This window comes from Pseudomonas sp. WS 5059, assembly GCF_012985525.1.
Lineage (GTDB): Bacteria > Pseudomonadota > Gammaproteobacteria > Pseudomonadales > Pseudomonadaceae > Aquipseudomonas.
The window spans coordinates 225,248-249,633 of sequence record NZ_JAAQWO010000002.1; the positions used below are offsets into that span (position 1 = coordinate 225,248).

General features: G+C 60.0%; 26 protein-coding genes. 19 read left to right on the forward strand and 7 right to left on the reverse strand.

The window, feature by feature from the left end; all coding sequences use genetic code 11:
- Positions 1 to 54: 54 nt before the first annotated feature.
- The 3 genes from HBO12_RS05775 to HBO12_RS05785 form a co-directional block, all read right to left on the reverse strand.
- Positions 55 to 312, reverse strand: coding sequence for a PA4570 family protein (locus tag HBO12_RS05775; protein WP_029292069.1), 258 nt, complete (start codon positions 310 to 312; stop codon positions 55 to 57).
- Positions 313 to 505: 193 nt separating this feature from the next.
- A complete protein-coding gene (locus tag HBO12_RS05780; protein WP_032861873.1) occupies positions 506 to 847 on the reverse strand; it encodes a zinc ribbon domain-containing protein YjdM in 342 nt (113 codons plus the stop codon).
- A 172-nt stretch (positions 848 to 1,019) separates the two neighbouring features.
- Positions 1,020 to 1,988, reverse strand: a complete 969-nt coding sequence (locus tag HBO12_RS05785; protein WP_038443490.1) for a polyprenyl synthetase family protein — start codon at positions 1,986 to 1,988, stop codon at positions 1,020 to 1,022.
- Positions 1,989 to 2,227: 239 nt separating this feature from the next.
- Between HBO12_RS05785 and rplU the strand changes: the two genes are divergently transcribed.
- The 5 genes from rplU (at position 2,228) to HBO12_RS05810 (ending at position 5,970) form a co-directional block, all read left to right on the forward strand.
- On the forward strand, positions 2,228 to 2,542 hold the full coding sequence (rplU, locus tag HBO12_RS05790) for a 50S ribosomal protein L21 (RefSeq protein ID WP_003176051.1): 315 nt from the start codon (positions 2,228 to 2,230) through the stop codon (positions 2,540 to 2,542).
- Positions 2,543 to 2,576: 34 nt separating this feature from the next.
- Positions 2,577 to 2,834 carry a 50S ribosomal protein L27 gene (rpmA, locus tag HBO12_RS05795; RefSeq protein ID WP_029292052.1) on the forward strand — a complete coding sequence of 86 codons (258 nt, stop codon included), beginning with the start codon at positions 2,577 to 2,579 and terminating at the stop codon, positions 2,832 to 2,834.
- Positions 2,835 to 3,027: 193 nt separating this feature from the next.
- The gene (cgtA, locus tag HBO12_RS05800) at positions 3,028 to 4,251 is read left to right on the forward strand and encodes an Obg family GTPase CgtA (RefSeq protein ID WP_154906582.1); all 1,224 of its coding nucleotides are present in this window, start codon (positions 3,028 to 3,030) and stop codon (positions 4,249 to 4,251) included.
- A 123-nt stretch (positions 4,252 to 4,374) separates the two neighbouring features.
- A complete protein-coding gene (gene proB / locus HBO12_RS05805) occupies positions 4,375 to 5,493 on the forward strand; it encodes a glutamate 5-kinase (protein WP_169951401.1) in 1,119 nt (372 codons plus the stop codon).
- Between the two features lie 12 nt (positions 5,494 to 5,505).
- The gene (locus HBO12_RS05810) at positions 5,506 to 5,970 is read left to right on the forward strand and encodes a CreA family protein (RefSeq protein WP_169951059.1); all 465 of its coding nucleotides are present in this window, start codon (positions 5,506 to 5,508) and stop codon (positions 5,968 to 5,970) included.
- Positions 5,971 to 6,159: 189 nt separating this feature from the next.
- Here the strand turns inward: HBO12_RS05810 and rpsT are convergent, their stop codons facing one another.
- Positions 6,160 to 6,438, reverse strand: a complete 279-nt coding sequence (gene rpsT / locus HBO12_RS05815; RefSeq protein ID WP_029292043.1) for a 30S ribosomal protein S20 — start codon at positions 6,436 to 6,438, stop codon at positions 6,160 to 6,162.
- 253 nt (positions 6,439 to 6,691) lie between these two features.
- On the opposite strand from rpsT, the gene murJ reads away from it, so the two are divergent.
- From murJ to ispH, 6 genes are all read left to right on the forward strand, one after another.
- Positions 6,692 to 8,230 (forward strand): murein biosynthesis integral membrane protein MurJ, encoded by a 1,539-nt coding sequence (gene murJ / locus HBO12_RS05820; protein WP_170041707.1) that lies wholly within the window; start codon positions 6,692 to 6,694, stop codon positions 8,228 to 8,230.
- A gap of 118 nt (positions 8,231 to 8,348) precedes the next feature.
- Positions 8,349 to 9,287 (forward strand): bifunctional riboflavin kinase/FAD synthetase, encoded by a 939-nt coding sequence (gene ribF / locus HBO12_RS05825; protein WP_057441100.1) that lies wholly within the window; start codon positions 8,349 to 8,351, stop codon positions 9,285 to 9,287.
- 13 nt (positions 9,288 to 9,300) lie between these two features.
- Positions 9,301 to 12,132 (forward strand): isoleucine--tRNA ligase, encoded by a 2,832-nt coding sequence (gene ileS / locus HBO12_RS05830; RefSeq protein WP_170041708.1) that lies wholly within the window; start codon positions 9,301 to 9,303, stop codon positions 12,130 to 12,132.
- Positions 12,125 to 12,634 carry a signal peptidase II gene (lspA, locus tag HBO12_RS05835; RefSeq protein ID WP_057958393.1) on the forward strand — a complete coding sequence of 170 codons (510 nt, stop codon included), beginning with the start codon at positions 12,125 to 12,127 and terminating at the stop codon, positions 12,632 to 12,634. The genes ileS and lspA overlap by 8 nt, the downstream gene beginning before the upstream one ends.
- A 7-nt stretch (positions 12,635 to 12,641) precedes the next feature.
- Complete coding sequence (fkpB, locus tag HBO12_RS05840) at positions 12,642 to 13,079, forward strand: FKBP-type peptidyl-prolyl cis-trans isomerase (protein ID WP_169951398.1); 438 nt, start codon at positions 12,642 to 12,644, stop codon at positions 13,077 to 13,079.
- Between the two features lie 121 nt (positions 13,080 to 13,200).
- Entirely contained in the window at positions 13,201 to 14,148 is a 948-nt protein-coding gene (gene ispH, locus HBO12_RS05845) for a 4-hydroxy-3-methylbut-2-enyl diphosphate reductase (protein WP_032861885.1), read from the forward strand.
- On the opposite strand, the gene HBO12_RS05850 is transcribed toward ispH, so the two are convergent.
- Complete coding sequence (locus HBO12_RS05850; protein ID WP_170041709.1) at positions 14,102 to 14,680, reverse strand: GspH/FimT family pseudopilin; 579 nt, start codon at positions 14,678 to 14,680, stop codon at positions 14,102 to 14,104. The genes ispH and HBO12_RS05850 overlap by 47 nt on opposite strands.
- 192 nt (positions 14,681 to 14,872) lie before the next feature.
- Here HBO12_RS05850 and pilV point away from each other — a divergent pair, with 192 nt between their 5' ends.
- The 5 genes from pilV to thiO are packed head-to-tail and all read left to right on the forward strand — an operon-like array spanning position 14,873 to position 18,156.
- Complete coding sequence (gene pilV, locus HBO12_RS05855; RefSeq protein ID WP_170041949.1) at positions 14,873 to 15,358, forward strand: type IV pilus modification protein PilV; 486 nt, start codon at positions 14,873 to 14,875, stop codon at positions 15,356 to 15,358.
- Positions 15,355 to 16,062, forward strand: a complete 708-nt coding sequence (locus HBO12_RS05860) for a pilus assembly protein PilW (protein ID WP_170041710.1) — start codon at positions 15,355 to 15,357, stop codon at positions 16,060 to 16,062. The genes pilV and HBO12_RS05860 overlap by 4 nt, the downstream gene beginning before the upstream one ends.
- 34 nt (positions 16,063 to 16,096) lie before the next feature.
- Positions 16,097 to 16,588, forward strand: coding sequence for a PilX N-terminal domain-containing pilus assembly protein (locus HBO12_RS05865; protein ID WP_169951047.1), 492 nt, complete (start codon positions 16,097 to 16,099; stop codon positions 16,586 to 16,588).
- Positions 16,589 to 16,600: 12 nt separating this feature from the next.
- On the forward strand, positions 16,601 to 16,999 hold the full coding sequence (locus HBO12_RS05870) for a type IV pilin protein (RefSeq protein WP_169951045.1): 399 nt from the start codon (positions 16,601 to 16,603) through the stop codon (positions 16,997 to 16,999).
- A gap of 59 nt (positions 17,000 to 17,058) precedes the next feature.
- Entirely contained in the window at positions 17,059 to 18,156 is a 1,098-nt protein-coding gene (gene thiO, locus HBO12_RS05875; RefSeq protein WP_170041711.1) for a glycine oxidase ThiO, read from the forward strand.
- 27 nt (positions 18,157 to 18,183) lie between these two features.
- On the opposite strand, the gene HBO12_RS05880 is transcribed toward thiO, so the two are convergent.
- Positions 18,184 to 18,417, reverse strand: a complete 234-nt coding sequence (locus HBO12_RS05880; protein ID WP_169951040.1) for a PP0621 family protein — start codon at positions 18,415 to 18,417, stop codon at positions 18,184 to 18,186.
- Positions 18,418 to 18,544: 127 nt separating this feature from the next.
- Positions 18,545 to 19,570 (reverse strand): outer membrane protein assembly factor BamD, encoded by a 1,026-nt coding sequence (locus HBO12_RS05885; RefSeq protein ID WP_169951038.1) that lies wholly within the window; start codon positions 19,568 to 19,570, stop codon positions 18,545 to 18,547.
- Positions 19,571 to 19,719: 149 nt separating this feature from the next.
- On the opposite strand from HBO12_RS05885, the gene rluD reads away from it, so the two are divergent.
- The 3 genes from rluD (at position 19,720) to clpB (ending at position 24,123) form a co-directional block, all read left to right on the forward strand.
- Positions 19,720 to 20,682, forward strand: a complete 963-nt coding sequence (gene rluD, locus HBO12_RS05890) for a 23S rRNA pseudouridine(1911/1915/1917) synthase RluD (protein WP_029292014.1) — start codon at positions 19,720 to 19,722, stop codon at positions 20,680 to 20,682.
- Positions 20,679 to 21,404 (forward strand): peptidoglycan editing factor PgeF, encoded by a 726-nt coding sequence (pgeF, locus tag HBO12_RS05895; RefSeq protein WP_170041712.1) that lies wholly within the window; start codon positions 20,679 to 20,681, stop codon positions 21,402 to 21,404. Before rluD ends, pgeF begins: the two co-directional genes overlap by 4 nt.
- Before the next feature lie 154 nt (positions 21,405 to 21,558).
- Positions 21,559 to 24,123 carry an ATP-dependent chaperone ClpB gene (clpB, locus tag HBO12_RS05900; RefSeq protein WP_092230488.1) on the forward strand — a complete coding sequence of 855 codons (2,565 nt, stop codon included), beginning with the start codon at positions 21,559 to 21,561 and terminating at the stop codon, positions 24,121 to 24,123.
- Positions 24,124 to 24,386 lie beyond the last annotated feature (263 nt).

Genomic DNA, 24,386 nt, shown 5'->3' on the forward strand with positions numbered 1-24,386 from the left:
CGCCGGCAAGCCAGCTCCTGCAGAGGGCCATGCAATCAGGTTCTGCGCGGTTGCTCATGGATGAAACTTGCCATGCAGCTCCGTCACCGGGCGCAACGCTCGGGCATAGCAGAACAGAAACAGATTCCTCACCACCTCTTTAAGCACCCCGGGTTCACTGGAGCTCAGGCCGTTGACGTCCAGGTCGCCCTGGTCCTGCAGTTCATTGAGCGCTTCTTCTTCCAGCACCGCACAGACTTCGCCGGTTTCCCGATGAAGGATCCGCAGGTAAGGGTGCGGACGGTCCAGCCAGGCATCAATCAAATAAGTCATGGGTCGCATCTCCTTGAAGGGTTTCAATGAGAATAATTCTTATTCAAAGAATAGCAAGTCCCTATTGGCAATTTCCTGGTTTTTCTGTGTGGGCATTGTTCAAGGTCAAAAGGGCTGGCCTTTTGCTACTGGGGAGGGGGTGGTACGGGGAGGGTGAAGCGCCATCCCGCGCGGGGCGCGGGATGGAGGTAGGTCAGACCTTGCGGACGAACTCGGACTTGAGCTTCATCGGGCCGATACCGTCGATCTTGCAGTCGATATCGTGGTCGCCATCGCACAGGCGGATGTTCTTGACCTTGGTGCCGACCTTGACCACCAGCGAGGTGCCCTTGACCTTGAGGTCCTTGATCACGGTGATGGTGTCGCCGTCTTGCAGGACGTTACCAACGGAGTCTTTCTTCACGGTTTCATCGCTGGCTGCTTCGGCTTCACCACCGACGGACCACTCATGGGCGCATTCCGGGCAGATCAGCTGGGCGCCGTCTTCGTAGGTGTATTCGGAATTGCATTTTGGGCAGGGTGGCAACGTGCTCACTAAAGCTCCTTGAAAGTCAGGATGGCTAAAAGTCGCACATTATATAGGGTTTTGCCGGGGGCGGGGCGATGCGGTCTCAATGTGGGAGCCGGCTTGCCTTCGATGCAGGCACCTCGGTCTATCAGCTGTAGCGAGGTGATGCTGTCGCAGGCAAGCCGGCTCCCACAGAGTGTTAGTGAGTACGGGCTACCGCAAACTCACTCAGCTCCACCAGGGCGTCCCGGTATTCGCTGGCTGGAAGGGCTTCCAGGCATTTGATGGCGCGGGCCACATAGTCGCGGGCCAGTTGTGCGGTGTAGTCCAGCGAACCCGAGGCTTCCACGGCGGCGCGGATGCTTTCCAGGTCTTCGATGCCGCCTTTCTGGATCGCCTTGCGCACCAATGCCGCCTGTTCCGGGGTGCCTTCGCGCATGGTGTAGATCAGCGGTAGGGTCGGCTTGCCTTCGGCCAGGTCGTCACCGACGTTCTTGCCCAGGGTTTCGGCATCACCGCGATAATCGAGCAGATCATCCACCAACTGGAAGGCCACGCCCAGGTGATCGCCAAAGGTGCGCAGGGCTTCGGCCTGTTCGGCGCTCGCTTCGCACAGGGCGGCGGCGCTGTGGGTCGAGGCTTCGAAGAGCATCGCGGTCTTGCCGCGAATCACTTCCATATAGGTTTCTTCGGTGGTGCTCGCGTCACGCACCTTGGACAGCTGCAGCACTTCGCCTTCGGCGATGATGCGCGTGGCCTGGGACAGGATCTTCATCACCGGCATCGAGCCCAGCTCGACCATCATTTCGAACGAGCGCGAATACAGGAAGTCGCCCACCAACACGCTGGGCGCGTTGCCCCACATGGCGTTGGCGGTCTCACGGCCACGGCGCATGCCGGACATGTCGACCACATCGTCGTGCAGCAGGGTGGCGGTATGCAGGAACTCGATAGTGGCGGCCAGCAGGCGCAGGTCATCGCCTTCGCGGCCCAGGGCCTTGCCACACAGCAACACTAATAATGGCCGCAGGCGTTTACCGCCGGCCGAAGTAATATAGTCGCCAATTTTGGAGACCAGTGGCACTTTAGAAGTCAGCTGCTTCTTGATGATGCCGTCGACGGCGCTAAAATCGTCCGCCACCGCGCGGTAGAAAGCTTGGGGTTGCATCAGCGACAGTCGCTCCAGAAGGGTTGCGCGGCATGCTAGGACCCGCGCCCCTGGGTGTCAAGGCGCGATAGACGGCTACTTGCAAGCCTCTCGCAGCTTGCGTACAATCGCGCACCCTGAACTTCCTGGGCAGCACCTGCCTTACGCAATTGCATTCGGGACGTCCATCCCATGCAGCCATGCCAGCCAATACCTCTTCTTATAAAGCGCTGGGTGAGCAGGATTATCGGAGAAATACCATGTCGTACGCAGTAATTGTTACTGGTGGCAAGCAATACAAGGTCGCCCCAGGTGAATACCTGAAGATCGAAAAACTGGAAATCGCTACCGGCGAATCCGTTACTTTTGATCGCGTTCTGTTGGTCGCCAATGGCGATGACGTGAACATCGGCGCTCCAGTTGTTGCTGGCGCTACCGTTGTGGCTGAAGTGATATCCCAAGGTCGTCACGATAAAGTCCGCATCATCAAGTTCCGTCGTCGTAAGCACCACATGAAGCGTATGGGCCACCGCCAGTGGTACACCGAGATCAAAATCACCGGTATTCAGGCTTAATTTCAGCCTAATTCCTCACTAGGAGAATTGACTCATGGCACACAAAAAAGCTGGTGGTAGTACCCGTAACGGTCGCGACTCAGAAGCCAAACGCCTTGGCGTTAAGATGTATGGCGGCCAGAAAATCATTCCGGGCAACATCATCGTGCGTCAGCGCGGCACCCAATTCCACGCCGGTTACGGTGTAGGCATGGGTAAAGATCACACTCTCTTCGCGAAAATCGAAGGCGTGATCAAGTTTGAAGTAAAAGGCGCGTTCAACCGCCGTTACGTGAGCGTTGTCTCGGCTTAATTGCGAGCTCGCTGGAAAAGCCCTGTCTTGCGACGGGGCTTTTTCGTTTGTGGGGTGAGTCTCTTGCAAAGCTGTTTGTAATGGCGAAGGCAGCGGGATTTGCGGTCGCTGATTGAGGTCGCTGCGCTCATTTTTGCAAGAGTCTTATGTCTTGGTTTCTTAAGCTCGTCCGTGCGGCGAGAGGCGTTTTGTTATGAAGTTCGTTGATGAAGTTTCCATCCGAGTAAAAGCAGGCGACGGCGGTAACGGTTGCATGAGTTTCCGTCGCGAAAAGTTCATCGAAAACGGTGGCCCGAACGGCGGCGACGGTGGTGATGGCGGTTCTATCTACATGATGGCCGACGAAAACCTCAATACCCTGGTCGACTACCGCTACACCCGGCACTTCGATGCCGAGCGTGGCTCCAATGGTGGCAGCACCGACTGCACCGGTAAAAAAGGTGAGGATCTGGTGCTGCGTGTGCCGGTCGGCACCACTATCATCGACTCTGCGACCCAGGAAGTGATTGGCGACCTGACCAAGGCCGGCCAGAAGCTGATGGTTGTGCAGGGCGGCTGGCACGGTCTGGGTAACACCCGATTCAAGTCCAGTACCAACCGTGCGCCGCGCCAGACTACGCCAGGCAAGCCGGGCGAGCAGCGTGACCTGAAGCTGGAAATGAAAGTGTTGGCGGATGTGGGTCTGCTGGGCCTGCCAAACGCTGGCAAAAGTACCTTCATTCGCTCGGTGTCTGCGGCCAAGCCAAAAGTGGCGGATTATCCGTTCACCACCCTGGTGCCGAACCTGGGCGTGGTCAGTGTCGATCGCTGGAAAAGCTTCGTGGTTGCGGACATTCCGGGCCTGATCGAAGGTGCTTCCGATGGCGCCGGCCTGGGCATTCGCTTCCTCAAGCACTTGTCCCGTACCCGTTTGCTGCTGCACCTCGTCGATATGGCGCCGCTGGATGAAACCAGTGCCCCGGATGCGGCTGAAGTGATTGTCAACGAACTGGCCAAGTTCAGCCCGTCCCTGGCTGAGCGTGACCGTTGGCTGGTGCTGAACAAGTGCGATCAGATCCTCGAAGAAGAGCATGAAGAACGGGTCAAGGAGATCGTTGATCGCCTGCAGTGGGAAGGTCCGGTCTACGTGATCTCCGCCATTGCCAAAGAAGGCACTGAGCGTCTGACTCGCGACATCATGCGCTACCTGGAAGATCGTGCTGATCGCCTGGCTGCCGATCCGGTCTACAAGGCCGAGCTGGCGGATCTTGACCAGCGCATCGAAGACGAGGCGCGCGCGCAATTGCAGGCGCTGGATGACCAGCGTGCCCTGCGCCGCAGTGGCGTCAAGTCGGTCCATGATATCGGTGACGATGATTGGGACGAGGAAGACGTGGATGATGAAGATGGTCCAGAAATCATTTACGTGCGTGACTGATCTGTTGCGATAAACTTAAGCGCCGCTCAATCGAGCGGCGTTTTAGTATCTGGAAATCGGTAGTCACGAATAACGTTATGGGCGGCGCTGGGTCGCGTGGCCCTCAATCTAAGGTTGAAGATGATGCGGAGCAAAGTGACGGGTGCGCAACGCTGGGTCGTAAAGATCGGGAGTGCGCTGCTGACGGCGGATGGCAAGGGGCTGGATCGCGCAGCCATGAGCGTCTGGGTTGAACAGATGGTGGCCTTGCATGAGGCAGGTGTCGAGTTGGTGCTGGTGTCGTCCGGGGCGGTTGCCGCCGGGATGAGCCGCCTCGGCTGGACCGCGCGACCCAGCGCGATGCATGAGTTGCAGGCCGCTGCTGCGATTGGCCAGATGGGGCTGGTGCAGGCCTGGGAATCCAGCTTTGCCGAGCACGGCCGCCATACCGCGCAGATTCTGCTGACCCATGACGATCTGTCCGACCGTAAGCGCTACCTCAATGCCCGCAGCACCTTGCGTGCACTGGTCGAGCTCAAGGTGATCCCGGTGATCAACGAGAACGACACCGTGGTGACCGACGAAATCCGCTTTGGTGACAATGACACCCTGGCTGCGCTGGTGGCCAATCTGGTGGAGGCCGACCTGCTGGTGATCCTCACGGATCGTGATGGCATGTTCGACGCCGATCCGCGCAACAATCCGCACGCCCAGCTGATTTACGAAGCGCGGGCCGATGATCCGGCGCTTGACGCGGTGGCGGGCAGTGTCGGTGGTGCGCTGGGTCGAGGTGGCATGCAGACCAAGCTGCGCGCGGCGCGCCTGGCGGCTCGTTCCGGTGCCCATACGATCATCGTGGGTGGGCGCCTGGAGCGCGTGCTGGATCGCCTCAAGGCCGGTGAACGCATCGGCACGCTGCTGTCGCCGGAGCGCGGCATGCTGGCGGCGCGTAAGCAGTGGCTGGCTGGTCACTTGCAGACGCGCGGTACCTTGGTGCTGGATGCGGGGGCTGTTTCTGCGTTGTCCCAAGGCAATAAGAGCTTGTTGCCGGTAGGCGTCAAGCTGGTCCAGGGCAGCTTTCGTCGTGGTGAAATGGTGGTGTGCGTGGCGCCCGACGGTCGTGAAATCGCCCGCGGCCTGGCCAACTACAGTGCCCTCGAGGCGCAGAAAATCATTGGGCAGTCGTCTGAGTCGATTGTCGGTCTGTTGGGTTACATGGCTGAGCCGGAGCTGGTTCACCGCGACAACCTGATTCTGGTCTAAAGGAAAACTGCGATGCGCGTGATGAAGGGGTTGCTCGGTCTGCTGGTGGCGATGCCGCTGCTGGCTTCGGCTGAAGAGATTGGCCAGGTATCGACGGTGTTCAAGTTTGTCGGACCCAACGATCGGATCGTGGTCGAGGCTTTTGATGATCCCAAGGTGGATGGCGTGACCTGCTACCTGTCCCGCGCCAAGACGGGCGGAGTGAAGGGTGGCCTGGGCTTGGCTGAGGATCGTGCCGAGGCGTCGATTGCTTGTCGCCAGGTGGGGCCGATTCGCTTCAAGGGTGAGCTGAAAGATGGTGACGAGGTGTTCAAGGAGCGCACTTCGCTGGTGTTCAAGACCATGCAGGTGGTGCGGTTCCTCGACAAGAAGCGCAATACCCTGGTGTACCTGGTCTACAGCGATCGCTTGATCGAAGGCAGTCCGCAGAATGCGGTGACGGCGATTCCGATCTTGCCGTGGCCTAGCGCGCAATAAACCTGGCAACTCTGCTCTGCATTATGTGGGAGCTGGCTTGCCTGCGATAACGGTTCAGCAGTCGACATCAATGTTGAATGTTAATACCCATCGCAGGCAAGCCAGCTCCTACTTTTGTTTTGGGGTGTGGCATAAATCGTGGGCAATAAAAAACCGACCCTGGGGTCGGTTTTTTAACAAGCTTATCGCTTAGGCTGCAACAGCAAGGTTCAGAGCCTTGATGTGGCCATTCAGACGACCTTTATGGCGAGCAGCTTTGTTCTTGTGGATGATGCCTTTATCGGCCATACGGTCGATAACTGGCACGGCCAGAACGTAAGCAGCTTGAGCTTTTTCAGCGTCTTTTGCGTCAATGGCCTTAACTACATTCTTGATGTAGGTACGAACCATGGAACGCAGGCTGGCGTTGTGGCTGCGACGCTTCTCAGCCTGTTTTGCACGTTTTTTGGCGGAAGGTGTGTTGGCCACCGTCGAGCTCCTCGAAAGACTTTTTAGGAAATAGCAAACAAAATAGGCCGCGAATCATGCCGATGAGTTGACGTCTTGTCAAGGGCGGCTGATGCGAACTGCTGAGTGGTCGATCTGAAGAGGCGGGTGATTTATTTCCGGCGCTTGACCTGTAAACTCGCGAGCTTTGGCTCTGTGCTGTTGCAGGCGCGCAGTATCGCATAAGTAGGCGCTTTGTTCGCCTGCTCTTTATCTATAGGCAAAAACTCTTTCAATGAATCTGCTCAAATCGTTGGTCGCCGTCAGCTCTATCACGATGATTTCCCGGGTTCTGGGGTTTGTGCGTGACACCCTCATCGCGCGTATTTTTGGCGCGAGCATGGCCACGGACGCCTTCTTTATCGCGTTCAAACTGCCCAACCTGTTGCGGCGGATCTTCGCCGAGGGTGCGTTTTCCCAGGCATTCGTGCCGATCCTGGCCGAGTACAAGACCCAGCAGGGTGAGGAAGCCACTCGCACATTCATTGCCTATGTCTCGGGGCTTCTGACCCTGGTACTGATGTTGGTGACCATCGCCGGCATGCTCGCCGCACCCTGGATTATCTGGGCCACGGCGCCCGGGTTTGCCAACACTCCAGAAAAATTCGCCCTGACCAGTGACCTGTTGCGGGTGACCTTTCCTTATATATTGCTGATTTCCCTGTCGTCCCTGGCGGGTGCGATCCTCAATACCTGGAACCGCTTCTCGGTACCGGCGTTTGTGCCGACCCTGCTTAACGTCAGCATGATCATCTTTGCCCTGTTCCTCACGCCGTACTTCGATCCACCCGTAATGGCACTTGGCTGGGCAGTGCTGGCCGGTGGCTTGGCGCAACTGTTGTATCAACTGCCGCACCTGAAAAAGATCGGCATGCTCGTGTTGCCGCGCCTGAACCTCAAGGATACGGGCGTGTGGCGGGTCATGAAAAACATGCTGCCGGCGATTCTCGGGGTGTCGGTGAGCCAGATTTCGTTGATCATCAACACTGCGTTCGCTTCGTTGCTGGTCTCAGGTTCTGTGTCGTGGATGTATTACGCCGACCGTCTGATGGAATTACCCTCCGGAGTGCTCGGCGTGGCGCTGGGCACCATCTTGCTGCCGACCCTGGCCCGCACCTATGCCAGCAAGGACCGCCACGAATACTCGCGTATTCTCGATTGGGGCTTGCGCCTGTGCTTTGTGTTGGTGCTGCCGTGCTCCCTGGCCCTGGGGATCCTGGCCAAGCCGCTGACGGTTTCGCTGTTCCAGTACGGCCAGTTCAGCGCGTTCGACGCCTTGATGACCCAGCGCGCGCTGGTCGCCTATTCGGTAGGGTTGCTGGGGATTATCGTGATCAAGGTCCTGGCGCCGGGCTTTTATGCCCAGCAAAACATCCGGACCCCGGTGAAGATCGCAATTTTCACCCTGGTGGTTACCCAGCTGTTCAACCTGATCTTCATCGGGCCTCTGGCGCACGCGGGCCTGGCCTTGGCGATCAGCGCCGGGGCGTGCATTAATGCCGGCCTGCTGTTTTATCAACTGCGTAAACAGAAAATGTACCAGCCGCAGCCGGGTTGGGGCGTGTTCGCCCTTAAATTGCTGGTGGCGGTGGCGGTGATGTCGGCGGTATTGCTGGGCTTGATGCACTGCATGCCCGCGTGGGACGAAGGGCAGATGCTCGAGCGATTCCTGCGCCTGGGCCTGCTGGTCGTGGCCGGGGTGGTCGCCTACTTTGGCATGTTGCTGGTGCTGGGCTTTCGCCTGCGGGATTTCAATCGCAAGGCGCTGAATTGATCACAATCAACAATAAGCCGGCTGTTTTTTCGATTCGAATCATTTGGCCTGCGCTGTTGCCTGTCGCCCAGGGCTGGGTGTGGTTATAATCGACCACTTTATGAGCAAGAAGCGCGTTATGCAGCTGGTTCGAGGTCTCCACAACCTGCGCCCCGAGCATCGGGGGTGCGTCGCCACTATTGGCAACTTTGACGGTGTTCACCGTGGCCACCAGGCTATCCTGGCGCGGCTGCGCGAGCGCGCAGTCGAGTTGGGCGTGCCCAGCTGCGTGGTGATTTTCGAGCCGCAGCCCCGTGAATTCTTCACCCCCGAGACGGCCCCGGCCCGTTTGGCTCGCCTGCGGGACAAACTGCAGCTGTTGGCTGAAGAGGGTGTGGACCGGGTGCTGTGCCTGGCGTTCAACCAGCGTTTGCGCAGCCTCAGCGCCACCGAGTTCGTCGACCGCATCCTCGTCGATGGCCTGGGCGTGCAGCACCTGGAGGTCGGCGACGACTTCCGCTTCGGTTGCGACCGGGTAGGGGATTTCGATTTCCTGCAACAGGCCGGCGTGACCCAGGGTTTTACTGTCGAAGCCGCGCAAACCGTCGAACTGGACGGCCTGCGCGTGAGCAGTACCCAGGTGCGAAATGCCCTGGCCGCTGCCGACTTCGCCTTGGCCGAGCGTTTGCTCGGTCGCCCGTTCCGGATTGCCGGGCGGGTCCTGCACGGCCAGAAGCTGGCGCGCCAACTGGGCACGCCAACCGCCAACGTGCAGCTCAAGCGCCGTCGCGTGCCACTGACCGGGGTGTACCTGGTGAGTGTCGATATCGACGGCCAACCGTGGCCCGGAGTCGCCAATATAGGCGTCAGGCCAACGGTTGCAGGTGATGGCAAGGCCCACCTGGAAGTTCACCTTTTGGATTTTGCCGGGGATTTATATGACCGGCGTTTGACGGTGGTTTTCCACCAAAAGCTGCGTGAAGAGCAGCGATTCGCCTCCCTGGAGGCGCTGAAAACGGCGATCAATGCGGATGTCGCCGCCGCCCGTGCACTAGCCGCACCTAGCGCCCATCGCTAATGAAGAGCCTTAAATGACCGACTATAAAGCCACGCTAAACCTTCCGGACACCGCCTTCCCAATGAAGGCCGGCCTGCCACAGCGCGAACCGCAGATCCTGCAGCGCTGGGACAGTATTGGCCTGTACGGAAAGTTGCGCGAGATTGGCAAGGATCGTCCGAAGTTCGTCCTGCACGACGGCCCTCCTTATGCCAACGGCACGATTCACATCGGTCATGCGCTGAACAAGATTCTCAAGGACATGATCATCCGCTCGAAAACCCTGGCGGGCTTCGACGCACCTTATGTCCCGGGTTGGGACTGCCACGGCCTGCCGATCGAACACAAGGTCGAAGTGACCTACGGCAAGAACCTGGGCGCCGACAAGACCCGCGAACTCTGCCGTGCCTACGCCACCGAGCAGATCGAAGGGCAGAAGTCCGAATTCATTCGCCTGGGTGTGCTGGGCGACTGGGACAACCCGTACAAGACCATGAACTTCAAGAACGAGGCCGGGGAAATCCGTGCCTTGGCCGAGATCGTCAAGGGCGGCTTCGTGTTCAAGGGCCTCAAGCCCGTGAACTGGTGCTTTGACTGTGGCTCGGCCCTGGCCGAAGCGGAAGTCGAATACGAAGACAAGAAGTCCTCGACCATCGACGTCGCGTTCCCGATTGCCGACGATACCAAGCTGGCCGAGGCCTTTGGCCTGGCAAGCCTGGCCAAGCCTGCCGCCATCGTGATCTGGACCACCACCCCGTGGACCATCCCGGCCAACCAGGCGCTGAACGTGCATCCGGAATTCACCTACGCCCTGGTGGACGTTGGTGATCGCCTGCTGGTACTGGCTGAGGAAATGGTCGAGGCCTGCCTGGCCCGCTACGAGCTGCAAGGTGCGGTGATCGCCACCACCACCGGCTCCGCGCTGGAACTGATCAATTTCCGTCACCCGTTCTACGACCGCCTGTCGCCGGTATACCTGGCTGACTACGTCGAGCTGGGCTCGGGTACTGGCGTGGTTCACTCCGCACCGGCCTACGGCGTGGACGACTTCGTGACCTGCAAGGCCTATGGCATGGTCAACGATGAGATCCTCAACCCGGTGCAGAGCAATGGCGTGTACGCGCCGTCGCTGGAGTTCTTCGGCGGCCAGTTCATCTTCAAGGCCAACCAGCCGATCATCGACAAACTGTCAGAAGTCGGGGCGCTGCTGCACACCGAAACCATCAAGCACAGCTACATGCACTGCTGGCGCCACAAGACCCCGTTGATCTACCGCGCCACCGCGCAGTGGTTCATCGGCATGGACAAAGAGCCTGTGGCTGGCGAAACCCTGCGCAAGCGTGCGATCAAAGCCATCGAAGACACCAAGTTCGTCCCGGCCTGGGGCCAGGCGCGCCTGCACTCGATGATCGCCAATCGTCCGGACTGGTGCATCTCCCGCCAGCGCAACTGGGGCGTGCCGATTCCGTTCTTCCTGAACAAGGAAAGCGGCGAGCTGCACCCACGTACCGTCGAACTGATGGAGGTGGTGGCCCAGCGCGTTGAACAGGAAGGCATCGAGGCCTGGTTCAAGTTGGACGCTGCCGAGTTGCTCGGTGACGAAGCGCCGCTGTACGACAAGATCAGCGACACCCTCGACGTGTGGTTCGACTCGGGCACTACCCACTGGCACGTGCTGCGCGGCTCGCACCTGATGGGTCACGAGACCGGCCCGCGCGCCGACCTGTACCTGGAAGGCTCGGACCAACACCGTGGCTGGTTCCACTCGTCCCTGCTGACTGGTTGCGCCATCGACGATCACGCTCCGTACCGTGAACTGCTGACCCACGGCTTCACCGTCGACGAGAACGGTCGCAAGATGTCCAAGTCCCTGGGCAACGTGATCGCGCCGCAGAAGGTCAACGACACCCTGGGCGCCGATATCATGCGCCTGTGGGTGGCTTCGACCGACTATTCGGGTGAGATGGCCGTTTCGGAGCAGATCCTGCAGCGCAGCGCCGATGCCTACCGTCGAATCCGTAATACTGCACGCTTCATGCTGTCGAACCTGACCGGCTTCAACCCGGCTACCGACATCCTGCCGGCCGACGAAATGCTCGCCCTGGACCGTTGGGCCGTGGACCGTACCCTGTTGCTGCAGCGCGAGTTGCAGGAACACTACGGCGAATACCGTTTCTGGAATGTCTACTCGAAGATCCACAACTTCTGCGTGCAGGAACTGGGGGGCTTCTACCTCGACATCATCAAGGACCGCCAGTACACCACTGGCGCCAACAGCAAGGCCCGCCGTTCGGCACAGACCGCGCTGTACCACATCTCTGAAGCGCTGGTGCGCTGGATCGCGCCGATCCTGGCCTTCACCGCCGACGAACTGTGGGAATACCTGCCGGGCGAGCGTAACGAGTCCGTGATGCTCAACACCTGGTACGAAGGCCTGACCGAATTGCCGGCCGACTTCGAACTGGGCCGCGAGTACTGGGAAGGCGTGATGGCCGTCAAGGTCGCGGTGAACAAGGAACTGGAAGTCCAGCGCGCGGCCAAGGCCGTCGGTGGCAACCTGCAGGCCGAAGTCACCCTGTTTGCCGAGGAAGGCCTGACCGCCGACCTGGGCAAGTTGAGCAACGAGCTGCGCTTCGTGCTGATTACCTCCACAGCCAGCCTGGCGCCATTCGCCCAGGCCCCGGCTGATGCGGTCGCAACCGAAGTGCCGGGCCTCAAGCTCAAGGTGGTCAAGTCGGCCTTCGCCAAGTGCGCCCGTTGCTGGCACTGCCGTGAAGACGTCGGCGTGAACCCGGAGCATCCGGAAATCTGCGGTCGTTGCGTCGACAACATTAGCGGTGCTGGCGAGGTTCGCCACTATGCCTAAATCCAGCCGGTTCGGACGTCTGGGTTGGCTCGTACTGAGCTTGCTGGTCCTGGTCATCGACCAGGTCAGCAAGGCTCACTTCGAGGGCACCCTGGAAATGTTCCAGCAGATCGTGGTGATTCCTGACTACTTCAGCTGGACCCTGGCCTACAACACCGGCGCCGCCTTCAGCTTCCTCGCTGACGGTGGTGGCTGGCAGCGCTGGTTGTTCGCCCTGATCGCCGTGGTGGTCAGTGCGGTGCTGGTGGTCTGGCTCAAGCGCCTGGGCCGCAACGATACTTGGCTGGCTATCGCATTGGCACTGGTGTTGGGCGGTGCGCTGGGCAATCTGTACGACCGCATTGCCCTGGGCCATGTGATCGACTTCATTCTGGTGCACTGGCAGAACCGCCATTACTTCCCGGCGTTCAACTTTGCCGACAGCGCCATCTGCGTTGGCGCAATCATGCTGGCGCTGGATATGTTCAAGGGCAACAAACCCGGAGAAGCTGTAAATGACTGAACAAGTATTGGCCGAACAACGCATTGGCCAGAACACGGAAGTCACCTTGCATTTTGCATTGCGCCTGGAGAACGGCGACACGGTCGACAGCACCTTCGACAAGGCTCCGGCGACCTTCAAGGTCGGCGACGGCAACCTGCTGCCGGGTTTCGAGGCGGCATTGTTCGGCTTCAAGGCCGGCGACAAGCGCAACCTGCAGATCCCGCCGGAAAACGCCTTTGGCCAGCCCAACCCGCAAAACGTACAGGTTATCCCGCGGTCGCAGTTTCAGGACATGGAGCTGTCGGAAGGCTTGCTGGTGATCTTCAACGATGCGGCGAATACCGAACTGCCCGGCGTGGTCAAAACCTTCGATGACACTCAGGTGACCATCGACTTCAACCACCCGTTGGCCGGCAAGACCTTGACCTTTGATGTTGAAATCATCGACGTTAAAGCGCTCTAACTGACGAAACCGGTTCCTGTAGGAGCCGGCTTGCCGGCGATGGCATCACCTCGGTGTACCCGTTACTCCGAGGCGCTGCCATCGCCGGCAAGCCAGCTCCCACAAAGACACGAGGCACAGCATGCAAATCAAACTCGCCAACCCCCGTGGCTTCTGCGCCGGGGTGGACCGGGCGATCGAAATCGTCAATCGCGCCCTGGAAGTCTTCGGGCCGCCGATCTACGTGCGCCATGAAGTGGTGCACAACAAGTTCGTGGTCGAAGACCTGCGGGCCCGTGGCGCGATTTTTGTCGAAGAACTGGATCAGGTGCCGGATGACGTTATCGTCATCTTCAGCGCCCATGGCGTTTCCCAGGCCGTGCGCACCGAAGCAGCAGGCCGCGGCCTGAAAGTCTTCGACGCAACCTGCCCGCTGGTAACCAAGGTGCATATCGAAGTGGCGCGCTACAGCCGCGACGGCCGTGAGTGCATCCTGATCGGCCATGCCGGCCACCCCGAAGTCGAAGGCACCATGGGCCAGTACGACGCCAGTAACGGCGGCGCGATCTACCTGGTGGAAGACGAAAAAGACGTCGCCGAGTTGCAAGTGCATAACCCTGAGAAGTTGGCATTCGTGACCCAGACTACCTTGTCGATGGATGACACCAGTCGTGTCATCGACGCCCTGCGTACCCGTTTCCCCGCCATTGGTGGGCCACGCAAGGACGATATCTGCTACGCCACGCAAAACCGCCAGGATGCCGTCAAGCAACTGGCCGACGAGTGCGACGTGGTGCTGGTTGTGGGGAGCCCCAACAGTTCCAACTCCAACCGCCTGCGCGAGTTGGCCGAGCGCATGGCCACCCCGGCGTACCTGATCGATGGCGCCGAAGACCTGCAGCGCAGTTGGTTCGACGGTGTCGAGCGCATCGGTATCACGGCGGGCGCCTCGGCGCCGGAAGTCCTGGTGCGCGGCGTGATCCAGCAGTTGCAGGCGTGGGGTGCGACAGGCGCCGACGAGCTGGCAGGACGTGAAGAAAACATCACTTTTTCCATGCCCAAGGAGCTGCGGGTTCGTTCGCTGCTCTGAGCCCCAACTCGTCGTACCCGCGGCACAAGGCCTGCTCGGCCTTGTCGCTGCGCAGGCTGATCCGGCCGGTGGGCGCCAGCACCACTTGATGCAGGCTCAGCGGCTGGTCCGTTGAACACACATGTACGGTGCCGGCGCGAAACCCGCCCGCAGACAGCAGGGGTTCGCCCAACCCGCTGAAACGAATCTGCGTGCGCACCGGGGTATTGCCCACGATCGGGATCCGCCCATTGTCCTGGCGCTCCAGCAGGACCGGATTGTCGTCGTCCAGATGACCGCGCCCATTCATGTCCACCACCACTCTCCAGCCTCGGCTCCAGTCATCATCCAGCGCATGGATGATCACTGTTCGATTACGTGCAATGGCTTGGGCGCGCGCGTAGCGCAGGCCGGACGCTAGCGTTTGTGCGGCGCTCAGTCGCGTTTGTGAGTCCAGCAGGCTCTTGAAGCCGGGTACCGCCAATTGCGCCAGGATGCCGCTGACGATCAAGCCGAGCAGCAGTTCGATCAATGTAAAACCTCGTTGTTTCATACCTCGTCCCTCCATGGACCGTGTGGCTGAACTAGTTATAGCGGCACTGCGGGCAGGGCGGTGATGGCCTTTCTGTCCAAAGTATTTCCCTTTATTCCGAGAGGCAGCGCGGTCACGGGAGCGGCGCTAGTCTTGGGCAACACACGGCTCTCTCGGTCGTTTTGATGACCTTCGACAAGGATGACGATGGCTATGCGAACCTGCCCGGCAACCTCTTGTGCCTCCCCTGCTACCGCCCGACAGGCCGGCATGAGCCTGATCGAAGTGCTCGTCTCGCTGCTGATTCTCGGTGTTGGCCTGCTGGGGGCCGGGCTGATCCAGCTGAATGCGCTCAAATACACCGACAGTTCCAGGATGATCAGCCAGGTGAGTTTCATCGCCTACGACATGCTCGACCGGATCCGCGCCAACGCTGGTGCCGACTATTCCTGGGGAAGCGACGATATCTCGCCCCCCAGCACCTTGGCCGTGAGTGTCCGCGACCAGGACTTGCATGACTTCGAGGCCAATATCAGCCACCTTGCCGGCGATTCCGCCAAAGGTTCGATTGCGATCAATCAGCGTGAGGTGACCATCAGCATCAGTTGGGATGACTCCCGTGCGGCCAAGGCCAGCAATACCCGTGAAACATTTACCCTGACCAGTCGCGTCGCTGTCGATCCGAGGCCTGTGCGATGAGGCGCTCCAGCCTGGGTTTGGGCCTGGTCGAAGCATTGCTGGCGGCGGCCCTGGGGTTGCTCGTCGTCCTGGCGGCCGTCCAGGTAACCCTGGCCGCCCGAAGCAGTGCCGCCAGCCAGCACGCGTCAGCGTTGTTGCAGGATGACGGGCGATTCATCCTGGGCAAGATGATCCAGGAGATTCGCCTGGCGGGGATGTTCGGGTGCCTGTCCCTGCCTCTGATAGCTCAGGCGCCTGCTGATTTTTCCAGGCCGGTCAGCGTGGTGGTCAATGGTGCCTCGACCAGCCTGACACTGGTCACCGGCGATGTTGGTGGCCAAGGCAGTCGGCCTGACTGGACTGTGCTCAGCAATTGTGTCGACAACGCCCAGGCTTATTCGGATGTGCCGCCCAAGCCGGGGCCCGGGCAGATCGCCTTTCCCGTGCGCAAACTGACCTACACCTTTGAGTCGGGGCAGCTAAAACTCAGCACGCCAGCAACGCCGGCCAAGGCGGTGCTGGTGGATAACGTAGGGGCGTTCGAGTTGAGTTTCGGGATGGCCAGCCAGCCTGGCTCCAGTGTTGTAAACCGGTATGACAGCCATCCTGGCGACGAATCGCTGATCCGCAGTGTGCGTGTGCTATTGACGCTTCGCGACCCGGCAGGCCGTGTGCGGGACCAGGTCTACAGCGCCGTCGCCGCCGTGCGTAATCGCCTTGAATAGCGGGTGGCGGATCACGGCTCCCAGGCAGCGCGGCGTGGTGCTGTTGATCAGCCTGGTATTGCTGCTGTTGTTGACGGTTCTCGGTCTGTCATCGATGCAGGGCTCTACGTCGCAGGAACAGCTCGCCGGCAGCCTCAGGCATCGCAACCAATCGTTTCAAACCGCCGAAAGTGGGCTCCGGCTCGGTGAGTCGGCAGTGCAGGCGCACGGGTTTGGTTTGCCGCCCTGCCAGTCCCAAGTTACCTGCGCACCGCCTAACGAGGCCTATGCCATCAGCCAGCCGGGCGTCGATCCAATTTCGGCTATCACCTGGGTCGGCATACAGGGAGGCGTCTATGGCATTCAAAACCTGGGGCCCGCTGTCGGGTTGGCACATTTGCCGCCCGATACCCCGGCGACCTTGTACCGGGTCACTGCAGTGGGGATCAGCGGCCAGTTGCGCACGGTTCTGGAGAGCGTCTATGCGCGGGTAGACCCGGAGGCCGCTGGGCGATTTCGACGAATTCTCTGGCGACAACTTCAGTAGGTGAGCATCACGATGAGCGGCAACTGCAAAGGATTCACCTTGTTAGAGTTACTGATTGCACTGGCGATCATCGGCACATTGGTCGCGGTGACTTATCCGGTGTATACCGCCCAGGTGAAAAAGGCCTATCGCACCGAAATCGTCGGGCTGCTCACGGAGCAAGCTCAGCACCTTGAGCGCTATCACGTGAGAAATGGCACTTTTATTGATGCAAGCGGCGTCAGTACCGGCAATGATCGCTATAGAATCACCGTGATACTGGACCCGCAGGACTTCACCTTGATCGCGACGCCTTTTGCCGGCGCGATGCTGGGTGATCCTTGTGGTGTGTTCAGTTTGACCAGCACGGGCGCGCGGACCAATCCCGGCGCAGTGCCCGGCACTACGCGTCAAGAGTGCTGGGGGCGATAAGGCGGGTGGGCGACGGGGCGCCAGCGGCGCTCCTTTCTTTTTATGGGCTGGATCGAACAATGACTAAGCAGCAAGTCGTGGTTGTGGGTGGTGGTGTTATCGGGTTGTTGACGGCGTTCAACCTGGCAACTCAGGGGGTGGCGGTTGCCGTGCTTGACCGTTCGTCGGTCGGTCAGGAGTCCTCCTGGGCCGGAGGCGGGATTGTTTCGCCGTTATACCCATGGCGCTACAGCCCGGCCGTCACGGCGCTGGCCCATTGGTCCCAGGATTTTTACCCGCAATTGGCCCAGCGTCTGTTTGCCGCCACTGGCGTGGATCCTGAGGTTCATACCACCGGCCTTTATTGGCTGGACCTCGACGACGAGGCCGCTGCCCTGGCCTGGGCTGAGCGGGAAGGCCGGCCGTTGAGCAAGGTGGATGTGTCGGCCGCCCGTGACGCGGTTCCAGTGTTGGGACCGGGGTTTGCACAGGCTATTTATATGGCAGATGTGGCCAACGTGCGTAATCCACGCCTGGTCAAATCCCTCAAGGCTGCACTGTTGGCGTTGCCTGGCGTGACCCTCCATGAACATTGCGCGGTACAGGGGTTTATCCAGGAGGGCGGCAGCATCGTTGGGGTCAATACGGCGCACGGTGAGGTGCGGGGTGATCAGGTCGTGCTTGCCGCCGGTGCCTGGAGTGGTGAATTGCTGGGTAGCCTAGGGCTGACGCTGCCGGTGGAGCCGGTCAAGGGCCAGATGATTTTGTACAAGTGTGCTTCGGACTTTCTGTCCTGCATGGTCCTGGCGAAGGGGCGCTATGCGATTCCCCGCCGGGACGGACATATCCTGATTGGCAGTACGCTGGAGCATGAAGGCTTCGACAAGACACCGACCAAATCGGCTCTGGACAGCCTCAAAGCCTCGGCTGTGGAACTGATTCCTGCCCTGGTGGATGCCGAGGTGGTGGGGCATTGGGCCGGTTTGCGGCCTGGTTCGCCCGAGGGCATCCCCTATATCGGCAAGGTGCCAGGGTTTGAAGGGCTGTGGCTCAACTGTGGGCATTACCGCAATGGCCTGGTATTGGCGCCTGCATCTTGCCAGTTGTTTGCTGACTTGCTGCTGGGGCATGAGCCGGTGATCGACCCGGCCCCTTATGCGCCCGCTGGTCGAATATAAACCGGGGCTCCTACCGTTCCAGAGTACTCAGCGCTCGATAGATTTCGGTCCCTGCTCCAGATGCGCCTGGGTGCAGTACCAGTCCTGGCGTTGGCTCAATGCCCGGTCTTGAGGCAGATGCACGCCGCAGTGCGCACAGCGAACCATGGGCGCGGCACTTTGTTCGCCGGGCTGTTGCTGGGTCGAAGCGGGGCGCTTGAATTTGCGCCAGAACCATACCGCAGCAGCAATCAGGGCAATCCAGAACAGTAAACGAACCATGGCAGGCAGCTTCTCGACAGGGAATCCGGCAGTTTAGCCAAGGATGTTAGCGGCGCACAGGGTAATAAAGTCGCGCCATAAAAAAAGGAGCCCCGAGGGGCTCCTTCTTGCGCTGCTAAGACGGGTTTCAGTCAAAGACACCGAACGTCATGTAGCTGAACCACGAGCGATCCTGGTTGTTGCCCAGGGCCTCTGGTGCTTCTTCCTCGATCACGTCGCCGTTCTCGTCGTGCGGCTTGAGCTCGGACGGAATGGCGTCCTTGGCGTCCTGGTACTGCTTGAGGATGTCCTGGTTGGCGCGGGTTTCGCCCGGCGGCAACGGTGGACGGGACTCGATCAGGCCCAGGGTGTACTTGCTCAACCACGAGCGGTTGTCCGCTTCGGCAACCTGCGGCACAAACTGGCCGTCTTGCAGGCTAGGGTGGTCCGGGTAGTTGAGTTTCAGGGTTTCCAGGCTGGTAGCCGCCAGGGTGTCGAGGTGCAGGCGCTGGTAAGCCTCGGTCATCACTGCCAGGCCATCACCCACGGAAGGGGTTTCCTGGAAGTTTTCCACTACATAGCGACCGCGGTTGGCGGCAGCAACATAAGCCTGGCGCGTCAGGTAGTAGTGGGCTACGTGGATTTCGTAGGAAGCCAGCAGGTTGCGCAGGTAGATCATGCGCTGCTTGGCGTCCGGCGCGTAGCGGCTGTTGGGGAAGCGGCTGGTCAGTTGGGCGAACTCGTTATAGGAGTCGCGCGCAGCACCTGGGTCACGCTTGGTCATGTCCAGCGGCAGGAAGCGCGCCAGCAGGCCAACGTCCTGGTCAAACGAGGTCAGGCCCTTGAGGTAGTAGGCGTAGTCCACGTTCGGATGCTGCGGGTGCAGGCGGATAAAACGCTCGGCAGCGGACTTGGCAGCTTCCGGCTCGGCGTTCTTGTAGTTCGCATAGATCAGTTCGAGCTGGGCCTGGTCGGCATAGCGGCCAAACGGATAGCGCGACTCCAAGGCCTTGAGCTTGGCCGTGGCGCTTGTGTAGCTATTGTTGTCCAGGTCGGCCTGAGCCTGCTGGTACAGCTCGACTTCACTGAGGTTTTCGTCGACGACGTCCTTTGTTGACGAGCAAGCAGCAGTCATGGCGAGGATGGCGATCAGCAGCAGGTGTTTCACTTGCATGGCGGCTTGCGTCCCTATGACGGCCGCTGTCTTGGGCGGGGCCGTCCTGTTATGATGAGCGCCCCGATGAAAGCCTCGGGGCAAAAGACGCCGTATTTAACCACAAGCGCGCAGCCGAAACCAAAGGCTGTGCCTCGCCTAGTCTGAGCATGTCCGATAAAATTGAACTTCGCGCAGAGGTGCCGTCCGAATTGGGCGGCCAACGCCTCGATCAAGTCGCCGCACAACTATTCGCTGAGCACTCGCGCTCGCGCCTTTCCGCCTGGATCAAAGACGGCCGCCTGACTGTGGATGGAGCGGTTATCCGCCCGCGAGACATAGTTCATGGCGGTTCGGTTCTTGAGCTGACTGCCGAGCAGGAAGCCCAGGGAGAATGGATCGCCCAGGACATCGAGCTGGATATCGTCTATGAAGACGACGACATCCTCGTGATCAACAAACCCGCAGGCCTGGTGGTTCACCCGGCGGCCGGGCACGCTGATGGCACCTTGCTCAATGCCTTGTTGCACCACGTGCCGGACATCATCAATGTCCCGCGCTGCGGCATCGTCCACCGCCTGGACAAGGACACCACCGGTCTGATGGTAGTGGCCAAGACCATCCAGGCGCAGACGCAGTTGGTCACACAATTGCAGAGTCGCAGTGTCAGCCGCATCTATGAGTGCATCGTGATTGGTGTGGTCGTGGCCGGTGGCAAGATCAACGCGCCTATCGGTCGTCACGGCCAGCAGCGCCAGCGCATGGCGGTGATGGAGGGCGGCAAGCAGGCCGTCAGCCACTATCGCGTGCTGGAGCGCTTCCGTTCCCACACCCATGTGCGGGTCAAGCTGGAAACCGGCCGTACCCACCAGATCCGGGTACATATGGCGCATATCAACTTCCCGTTGGTCGGCGATCCGGCCTACGGTGGTCGCTTCCGTATTCCGCCGGCCGCCAGCGTGACCATGGTTGAGTCATTGAAGTCGTTCCCGCGCCAGGCGCTGCATGCACGCTTCCTGGAACTGGATCATCCGACGAGCGGTGAGCGGATGAGCTGGGAATCGCCACTGCCCGACGACTTTGTCTGGTTGCTGTCGTTGCTCAAGCAGGACCGCGAGGCCTTTGTCGGATGAATGACTGGCTGATTCCTGACTGGCCTGCGCCGGCCGGGGTGAAAGCCTGCGTCACCACTCGTGCGGGCGGCGTCAGTCTGGCGCCGTTCGACAGCCTCAACCTAGGTGATCACGTCGAGGACAGCCCTGCAGCTGTGCTTGAAAATCGTCGTCGCCTCACTGCCGCGTTCGATATCCAGCCCGCCTGGCTGCGCCAGGTGCATGGCGTGGTCGTGGTTAAGGCCGACCCGGGACAGATTGCCGAGGCTGATGGCAGTTGGACCGAGACGCCGGGCGTCGCCTGCACGGCGATGACCGCCGATTGCCTGCCGGCCCTGTTTTGCAACAAGGCCGGTACCCGGGTTGCTGCGGCCCATGCCGGCTGGCGTGGCCTGGCGGCGGGTGTACTGGAAGCTGCCGCCGACAGCCTGGGGGCTGTGCCGACCGACGTACTGGTGTGGTTGGGTCCGGCGATTGGCCCCAAGGCCTTTGAAGTCGGCCCTGAAGTGCGTGAAGCGTTTATGCAGCAACACCCGCAAACCGCGCAGGCCTTCGTTCCCAGCCACAACCCCGGCAAGTTCCTGGCCGACATCTACCAGTTGGCGCGCCTGCGCCTGGCTGCGCGTGGAATCACCGCCGTCTACGGTGGCGGCTTGTGCACCGTGACCGATCCGCGCTTCTTTTCTTACCGGCGCAGCCCGCGCACCGGTCGATTTGCCTCCCTGATCTGGCTCGAACGCTAGACTCTGCTGATCCATATCAAGCAGTGCCGGCTTGAATCTTCCAGAATCCACCCCATCTATAGGGGTATCTGGCAGGTTTCTTCATTCAGGATGCGTTAATCGCGGGCAAGCTCGCTCGCACATAGCTCCGGCCTGCTCAAAAGGAAGGTGACTAATGCGTATTGATCGTTTAACCAGCAAATTACAATTGGCGTTATCGGATTCCCAATCCCTGGCGGTTGGCCTCGACCATCCGGCCATCGAGCCCGCGCACTTGATGCAGGCACTCCTCGAACAGCAGGGTGGTTCTATCAAGCCCCTGTTGATGCAGGTGGGCTTCGACGTCAACAGCCTGCGCAAAGAGTTGAGCAAAGAGCTCGACCAACTGCCGAAAATCCAGAATCCGACGGGCGACGTGAATATGTCCCAGGATTTGGCGCGCCTGCTCAACCAGGCAGATCGCCTGGCCCAGCAGAAGGGTGACCAGTTCATCTCCAGCGAACTGGTGTTGCTCGCCGCCATGGATGACAACAGCAAGCTCGGCAAGTTGTTGCTGGGCCAGGGCGTGAGCAAAAAGGCCCTGGAAAATGCCATCAACAACCTGCGCGGCGGCGAGGCGGTGAATGACCCCAATCATGAGGAGTCACGCCAGGCCCTGGACAAATACACCGTCGACCTGACCAAGCGCGCCGAAGACGGCAAGCTGGATCCGGTGATCGGGCGTGATGACGAGATTCGTCGCACCATCCAGGTCCTGCAGCGTCGTACCAAGAACAACCCGGTGCTGATCGGTGAACCTGGGGTGGGTAAAACTGCCATCGCCGAAGGCCTGGCCCAGCGCATCATTAATGGTGAGGTGCCGGACGGCCTCAAGGGCAAGCGCTTGCTGTCCCTGGACATGGGGGCGTTGATCGCCGGTGCCAAGTTCCGTGGCGAGTTCGAAGAACGCCTCAAATCCCTGCTTAACGAGCTGTCGAAGCAGGAAGGGCAGATCATTCTGTTTATCGACGAACTGCACACCATGGTCGGCGCTGGTAAAGGCGAAGGCTCGATGGACGCAGGCAACATGCTCAAGCCAGCACTGGCCCGGGGTGAGTTGCATTGTGTGGGGGCGACCACGCTCAACGAATACCGCCAGTACATTGAAAAGGACGCGGCCCTTGAGCGTCGCTTCCAGAAAGTCCTGGTGGAAGAACCGAGCGAAGAAGACACCATCGCGATCCTGCGTGGCCTGAAAGAGCGTTATGAGGTCCACCACCGCGTGGCAATCACTGACGGTGCGATCATCGCGGCGGCCAAGTTGAGCCATCGCTATATCACTGATCGTCAGCTGCCGGACAAGGCCATTGACCTGATCGACGAAGCGGCCAGCCGGATTCGCATGGAGATCGACTCCAAGCCTGAGGTGCTGGACCGCTTGGAGCGCCGCCTGATTCAACTGAAAGTGGAATCCCAGGCGCTGAAAAAAGAGGACGATGACGCGGCGAAGAAACGCCTGGAAAAACTCCAGGAAGAAATCGTCCGCCTGGAGCGTGAGTATTCGGACCTGGAAGAAATCTGGACCTCGGAAAAAGCCGAAGTACAGGGTTCCGCACAGATCCAGCAAAAAATAGAGCAGTCGCGCCAGGAACTGGAAGCTGCCCGCCGTAAAGGCGACCTGAACCGCATGGCCGAGTTGCAGTACGGGGTGATCCCGGATCTGGAACGCAGCCTGCAAATGGTCGACCAGCATGGCCACAGCGAAAACCAGTTGCTGCGCAGCAAGGTGACCGAGGAAGAAATTGCCGAGGTTGTGTCCAAGTGGACCGGCATTCCGGTGTCGAAGATGCTGGAAGGCGAGCGTGACAAACTGTTGCGTATGGAAAGCCTGTTGCACCAGCGCGTGATTGGCCAGGAAGAGGCCGTGGTGGCAGTGTCCAATGCGGTGCGGCGTTCACGGGCCGGTTTGTCCGACCCGAATCGCCCGAGTGGCTCGTTCATGTTCCTCGGCCCGACCGGTGTGGGCAAGACCGAGCTGTGCAAGGCCCTGGCCGAGTTCCTCTTTGATACTGAAGAGGCGATGGTGCGCATTGATATGTCCGAGTTCATGGAGAAACACTCCGTGGCTCGTTTGATCGGAGCGCCACCAGGCTATGTGGGCTACGAGGAAGGCGGCTACCTGACCGAAGCGGTACGGCGCAAGCCTTACTCGGTGATCCTTCTGGATGAGGTCGAGAAGGCCCACCCGGATGTGTTCAACGTGTTGCTGCAAGTGCTGGAAGATGGCCGGCTGACAGACAGCCACGGGCGTACCGTGGACTTCCGTAATACGGTGATCGTGATGACCTCCAACCTGGGCTCGGTACAGATCCAGGAGATGGTCGGGGATCGTGAAGGCCAGCGTGCTGCGGTAATGGACGCGCTGACCAGCCACTTCCGCCCGGAATTTATCAACCGGGTCGACGAAGTGGTGATCTTCGAGCCTTTGGCGCGGGATCAGATCGCTGGCATTACCGAGATCCAACTGGGTCGCCTGCGCAGCCGTCTGGCAGAGCGCGAGCTGATGCTGGAACTGAGCAGCGAGGCCTTGGACAAGTTGATCGCGGTTGGCTACGACCCGGTGTATGGCGCACGGCCTTTGAAACGTGCGATCCAGCGCTGGATCGAGAACCCGCTGGCGCAACTGATCCTCTCGGGCAGCTTTATGCCGGGGACCAGCGTCAAGGCCACCGTGGAAAACGACGAAATCGTCTTCCACTAAGCCTGCAACTGGTGGTTATAAGCAGAGGCCCCGCATTGCGGGGCCTTTTTTTTCGATAGGGCGTTGAACTGTAAGGCAAAGGCTTGTAAAGTGCGCCCCGCAGCAACGTCAGCCCACGGGTTTCTTCTCCCCAAGGAGAAATCAGAAAGAAGCGCAAATCATTGTCTTAAAAGCAATTTAAAGGGTTGACAGGGGTTTTTAAGATTGTAGAATAGCGCGCCTCAGACACACGAACGTAGCGATACGGACGGGTTGAAGAGAAG